The organism is Streptomyces sp. SID5785 (genome assembly GCF_009870065.1).
GTDB lineage: Bacteria > Actinomycetota > Actinomycetes > Streptomycetales > Streptomycetaceae > Streptomyces.
In genome coordinates this window covers 1-6,069 of record NZ_WWIA01000595.1, presented here as the reverse complement: position 1 = coordinate 6,069, position 6,069 = coordinate 1, and the positions used below count along the sequence as shown (strand labels likewise).

5 protein-coding genes are annotated in these 6,069 nt (G+C 69.2%); all 5 read right to left on the bottom strand.

Annotated features, from left to right (window positions below; translation table 11 throughout):
- The coding region (locus GTW43_RS19690; protein ID WP_237536700.1) for a putative T7SS-secreted protein at window positions 1-1,955 on the bottom strand (1,955 nt) is incomplete at its 3' end.
- A complete protein-coding gene (locus tag GTW43_RS19685; protein ID WP_161303333.1) occupies window positions 1,955-2,572 on the bottom strand; it encodes a hypothetical protein in 618 nt (205 codons plus the stop codon). The genes GTW43_RS19690 and GTW43_RS19685, both read right to left, overlap by 1 nt.
- Before the next feature lie 78 nt (window positions 2,573-2,650).
- Complete coding sequence (locus tag GTW43_RS38675; protein ID WP_343246063.1) at window positions 2,651-3,241, bottom strand: SseB family protein; 591 nt, start codon at window positions 3,239-3,241, stop codon at window positions 2,651-2,653.
- A 547-nt stretch (window positions 3,242-3,788) separates the two neighbouring features.
- Window positions 3,789-5,417 (bottom strand): chaperonin GroEL, encoded by a 1,629-nt coding sequence (gene groL, locus GTW43_RS19675; RefSeq protein ID WP_161303332.1) that lies wholly within the window; start codon window positions 5,415-5,417, stop codon window positions 3,789-3,791.
- Window positions 5,418-5,561: 144 nt separating this feature from the next.
- A complete protein-coding gene (gene groES, locus GTW43_RS19670; RefSeq protein ID WP_006347174.1) occupies window positions 5,562-5,870 on the bottom strand; it encodes a co-chaperone GroES in 309 nt (102 codons plus the stop codon).
- Between the last annotated feature and the right edge of the window lie 199 nt (window positions 5,871-6,069).

Genomic DNA, 6,069 nt, shown 5'->3' with positions numbered 1-6,069 from the left:
TCGCCGCCCTCGGCGATGCAGCGGTCCTGGTCGTCGTACTCGTAGGTGTACGAGCGGTCGTTGCTGTCGGTCCAGGACGTGACGCGGCCGCGCTCGTCGTAGGTGAAGGTGAGCGGCCGGTCGGCGGAGTCGAGGACCTGGGTCAGGTCACCGGTCTCGGAGTAGGCGTACCGCTTGATCAGCTGGTCCGTGCCGTCAGGATCCGCGCCGGCCAGGGACAGAGCCGTGACCCGCTCGTCCTCCACGGTGAGGGTGAGGCGGTAGCCGCCGGACGAAGTGACCGCGAGCGGGGTGCCTTCGGCGTCGTTCTCGAAGGTGATCCAGTTGCCGTTGCGGTCGTCGATCTGTTCCAGGACGGCCAGATCGGGCGTCCGGTCGGCGAAGTGCCAGGTGCGGCCCGTGTGCGGATCGGCGACCGTGTAGCCCCCGTCGACGCGGTCCAGCGGCCAGCGCTGAGGGCCATGCGTGGGCAGGGTCGGAACGCCGGGCGCCGGGTGCGGGTAGGTGAGGAGGAGTCCGTCCTCGGTGACGAAGATGACGCCCTCGACGTCGATCTCCAGACGCTGGTCGACCGTCGAGAGCCAGGAAGGGCCGAACCAGCGGCCCAGGTGCGAGCCGGACTCCAGGCGGCGGGTGAAGACCAGAGGGAGGGTGCCCGGCAGAGTGATGTCGGTCTGCGGCAGGTACATCCGTCCGGTGACCAGGTCGACCGGATCGGTCCCGTCCCTCTCGGGCTTGTTCTCCGGCTTGATGGGGCCGTCGGACGGGTCGGTCGCCTTGTCGTTCAGATGCTTGCGGGCGAGGCCCTCGCCCTCCCGGGCCAGACCCTTCTCGCCCGCACGCATCCCGGAGCGCAGACCACCGCGCAGCAGTCCGGCGCCCTTACCACCGGCGGCTTCGGGCAGGAGCCGGCCGCCGAACTCGGAGGGGTCCTCCTTGGCGCTCTTCCACATGTCCCTGAGGGCAGGCTCGGGGTCGGCGGCGGTCGTGGCGGCGTTGGCGAGAGCCATGTTGGCGTTCTCGAACCACTGGGCCGGGTGCGTGAGGTTGTACGGGTCGATGGGGTTGAACTTGCGGGCCTGGTCGACCAGACCGCCCGCACCCTTGAGGACGCCACCGCCGACGTGCAGCAGCTCCATCCCGGCGGCGTCCTTGAAGTCCCCGATATTGGCGTTCAGGCGGGCGAGCGCCGGTGGCTCGGCAGGAGCGTGGGCCAACGCCGCTTTGACCGTGCGCTCGGCGGTGCGTCCAGCCTCGTTGCGCTGGCGACGGGCCTCGGCGAGTTTCTCCCGTGCCGCCTCGACGTCGGCGAGCCCGGCGTTCATGTCCTGCTCGGGCCGGGGACCGGGGTCGTCGCCCGCGGTGAGCTTCGCGTTGTAGGCGTCGGCCTTCTTGTTGTAGTCGGCGACGGCCTGTTCCGACGCCTTCCGGCCCTTCTTGTAGAGGTCGATCGCCTCCTGGGCCTGCTTCTTGGCCCACTCCACCGTGTCCGCGAAACCCTCGAGGGCGCTGGCCGCGTCCTTGCAGGCGTCCGCGGCGTGTGCCCACTTCGCCGGGTGCATCGTGAACTTCTTGCGGAAGGCGTCGCCTCCCTCGCCGCGCCAATGGGAGGAATCGAGCTTCTTCATGCCCCGGCCGACGGTGTCGAAGGCCTTGTGGAAGTGCTTCAAGTGCCTGGCACTGGCCCGGAGCTCACCGGGATCACCGTGGATCAGCTCGCCCGCCTGGTCGGTGTCCCCGAGCTGCTGCTCCCCGACGTCCGCGCCCAGGCGGTCGGCGATGCCGTCGCCGAAGTCCTCGACCTTGTCCGCCCAGCCATGCGCACCCGCGGCGTCCAGCAGATCGCCGCCCTTGTGCGCACCCCATTCGACAGCGTCGCCGAGCTTCTCCTTGCCTTTGTCGATCAGGTGCTCGCCGCCGTCGGCCAGAGAACCGAGCACGTCTCCGAGGCCCATCAGCCCTGGCCCTTCTCGACCCCGGCCGCCTTGAACCGTCGCTCCAGCTCGCTCTGCTCGAGATCGGGGTCCGGTGTCTGCCAGGCATCCTCGGCCTGCCCGTACGCCTTCTTGCTGTCATCCCAGGCGTCGGAGAACGAGCCGCCGCTCCAGTCGGGGTCGGACACCAGGTTGTTGTCCTTGACCAAGGTGCCCCAGTCCTTCCTGGTGACCTCCTCCTCGGTCAGGTTCGGGTTGCCGATCACCGAGTTGGTGATGACCTTCAGCGAGCCGTCCACGTACTGGTCCGTCTCGTAGTACACGCCCGCCGACAGACCTGCGCCCTTCGCGAGCGCATTGCCCTCCGCGACCAGTGAGCGCACGCCCCACTCCCAGCGTTCGCAGAACGAGGTGAAGGCGGAGGCCAGCCCGGAGTAGCCCACCTGCATTCCGGTCAGCGACACGTTGTCGAAACCACGACCGGCACTCGCCTCACCGACCATTCCCACCTCGCGCAGTTCCTCCAGAGTGCGCGTGATCCCCTCGGTGATCTCCTGAAGACCCTGGGCCTTCAGGTCCTTGCCGGGGCCCGGCCCGCCGCCGCGCTGCCCCGGGCTCTTTCCGCCGTCGCCGCTCACTCCGAGCCACCCCTTGTCCGTCTGTTTCGTCGTCCCAGGCGTCGACTCGATCGTCGTCGATGCGCCCGCATCCCCCTGCTACGGCAGGTCCACCGCGGCGCGGTCCGGCACGATCCCGGCCACGGGCGGGAAGAGCATTCCGTCCTCGCTGCCCGGGTTGAGTATCACGCCGCAGGGAACGCCGACCACCGGCACTCCGACATCCAGCACGCGTGCTCCCAGCACCCTGCGGTAGGACACCTCCCGGCTGCCTTCGCCCCGCTCGATCGCAAAGCGTGCCAGCGCCTCCTCGTGCGAGAACGCGAGGATCCACCGGATGCCCTCGATGTCCGCGGTCAGCGGCGCGTCCTGCTCACCGAGGGGGAGCAGAACCGGAGTACGCCGGAACTCGCCCAGGAGACGCGCGAACTCCCTCCTTCTCTCCGCGGCCTCCGCGACCTCCAGGGCCATCATCGAGCGGGCGCGCGCCAGAGGCTCAGCGGGGTCGCCTGCATGGCTCTGTGGCGCCGTGGTCGGTGTGTCCGGCGCGGCCGCACTGCCCGTCCGGGCGGCTCCGACGGTGGCCCCACCGCTCTCGGCGGGTCCGCCCTCGGCGTACTCCTCGAACACGGAACGACCGGAACGGCGTATGTACACAGGCGCCTCGTTACTTCCCCCGGTCCCCTCCATGCGTCGGATCCTCACATCCGCGCATTCTCGATCGCAACATGGTCCATTTCGGTCTGGCTTGAAAACCTCGCTCCGGAGCGGGGGCGCCGCAGCACCCCGACTACACCCCCCGTACCTCCGACAGATCCCAGCTGTAGGGGCTGCGCCCCTGGCCCCGCCCCCGCGCCGACCGGGATCTTCGGGGGGCTGGCCGCCCACCCACCGACGCGGACCGAATGCTCAGGAAGCTCGGCGGCCAGGCCCTCATCGCGCTCCTCGACGAGACGACACCGGACAGTGCCCGATCTCGCGCTGCGGCTCCAGGCCAACATGCGCGGCAGGTCGTTCGTCAACAGAGGCCAAGGACTTCCTGCTGGACGGCGCCGGCGCTACCCACGCCGACTGGGACGGCCTCCGGTCCCCCCGGTCTCGCCGTCGAGCGGAACCTGTGCGATTCGGCTCCCGCGCCTGACCGGACACCCGCCGCGAAGCCCGGCCCCAGAAAAGCCGAGGCCCGGCCCCCCTCTGTGGTACGGGGAGGCCGGGCCTCGGTCGGGACCTGGGTGGGTCAGTGCGAGTGACCGTGGCTGTGGCCGTGGCCCGCCTCGGGCTCTTCCTCGGCCGGCTTCTCGACGACCAGGGTCTCGGTCGTCAGGAGCAGGGAGGCGATGGAGGCGGCGTTCTCCAGGGCGGAGCGGGTGACCTTGACCGGGTCGATGACGCCGGCCTTGACCAGGTCGCCGTACTCGCCGGTCGCGGCGTTGTAGCCGGAGCCCTTCTCGAGCTCCTTGACCTTGGAGACGATCACGTAGCCCTCGAGGCCCGCGTTCTCCGCGATCCAGCGCAGCGGCTCGACGACGGCGTTGCGGACGACGGTGACGCCGGTGGCCTCGTCGCCCTCCTTGCCGAGGGAGCCCTCGAGGACCTTGGAGGCGTGGACCAGCGCGGAGCCACCACCGGAGACGATGCCCTCCTCGACCGCGGCGCGGGTCGCGGAGATGGCGTCCTCCAGACGGTGCTTCTTCTCCTTGAGCTCGACCTCGGTCGCGGCGCCGACCTTGATGACGCACACGCCGCCGGCGAGCTTCGCGAGGCGCTCCTGGAGCTTCTCGCGGTCCCAGTCGGAGTCCGTGTTCTCGATCTCGGACTTGATCTGGTTGACGCGGCCCGCGACGTCCTCGGAGTTGCCGCCACCGTCGACGATGGTGGTGTCGTCCTTGGTGACGGTCACGCGGCGGGCGGAGCCCAGCACGTCCAGACCGGCCTGGTCGAGCTTGAGGCCGACCTCCTCGGCGATGACGGTGGCACCGGTGAGGGTGGCCATGTCCTGGAGCATCGCCTTGCGGCGGTCACCAAAGCCGGGAGCCTTCACGGCGACGGCGTTGAACGTGCCGCGGATCTTGTTCACGACGAGGGTCGACAGGGCCTCGCCCTCGATGTCCTCGGCGATGATCAGGAGCGGGCGCGAGCCGCCGGCCTGGATGACCTTCTCCAGGAGCGGGAGCATGTCCTGGATCGAGGAGATCTTGCCCTGGTTGATCAGGATGTACGGGTCGTCGAGGACGGCCTCCATACGCTCCTGGTCGGTGACGAAGTACGGGGACAGGTAGCCCTTGTCGAAGGCCATGCCCTCGGTGAAGTCGAGCTCCAGACCGAAGGTGTTGGACTCCTCGACGGTGATGACACCGTCCTTGCCGACCTTGTCCATCGCCTCGGCGATGAGCTCGCCGACCTGGTTGTCCTGGGCGGACAGACCGGCGACGGCCGCGATGTCGGACTTCTCGTCGATCGGGCGGGCCGTGGCGAGGAGGTCCTCGGAGACGGCCTTGACCGCGGCGTCGATGCCCTTCTTCAGGGCGGCCGGGGACGCGCCCGCGGCGACGTTGCGCAGGCCCTCCTTCACCAGGGCCTGGGCCAGCACGGTGGCGGTGGTCGTACCGTCACCCGCGATGTCGTTGGTCTTGGTCGCCACCTCCTTCACCAGCTGGGCACCGAGGTTCTCGTACGGGTCCTCGACCTCGACCTCGCGGGCGATGGTCACGCCGTCGTTGGTGATGGTGGGGGCGCCGAACTTCTTGTCGATGACGACGTTGCGGCCCTTGGGGCCGATCGTCACCTTGACCGTGTCGGCCAGCTTGTTGACGCCGCGCTCGAGGGCGCGACGGGCGTCCTCGTCGAACTTCAGGATCTTCGCCATGGGAGCGGTTCAGCCCTCTCGGAAAGCTAGGGGTGATGCTGGGTGGTGATAGACGAACGCGCCCCCGGACCCCGGCTTCTTACGAGGGCGGGTGCCGGGGGCGCAGTTCACAAGCAGAGTCTGCTCACGCGGAGCAGGAGCCGCTTACTTCTCGACGATCGCGAGGACGTCGCGGGCCGAGAGGACGAGGTACTCGTCACCGTTGTACTTGACCTCGGTGCCGCCGTACTTGCTGTAGAGCACGACGTCGCCGACCTTGACGTCGAGCGGCAGGCGCTCGCCGTTCTCGAAGCGGCCCGGGCCCACGGCGAGGACGGCGCCCTCCTGGGGCTTCTCCTTCGCAGTGTCCGGGATGACCAGGCCAGAGGCCGTGGTCTGCTCGGCGTCGAGCGGCTGGACCACGATGCGGTCCTCGAGCGGCTTGATGGCAACCTTGGAGCTGGCGGTCGTCACGATCCGACCTCCCCCTTCGGAGATCTCACGGGGTTAACTGTCTGAGGTGGCGACCAGGTGGATCCGTCGTCGCGGGTGCCGGACCTGCCCGTCGCTGTGTTGGCACTCTCCGGTGGGGAGTGCCAGAGGCGAGACTATGGCGGGGATTAGCACTCGGTCAAGCGGAGTGCCAGTTGCCTGCGGCGCGGCGGGGGGATCT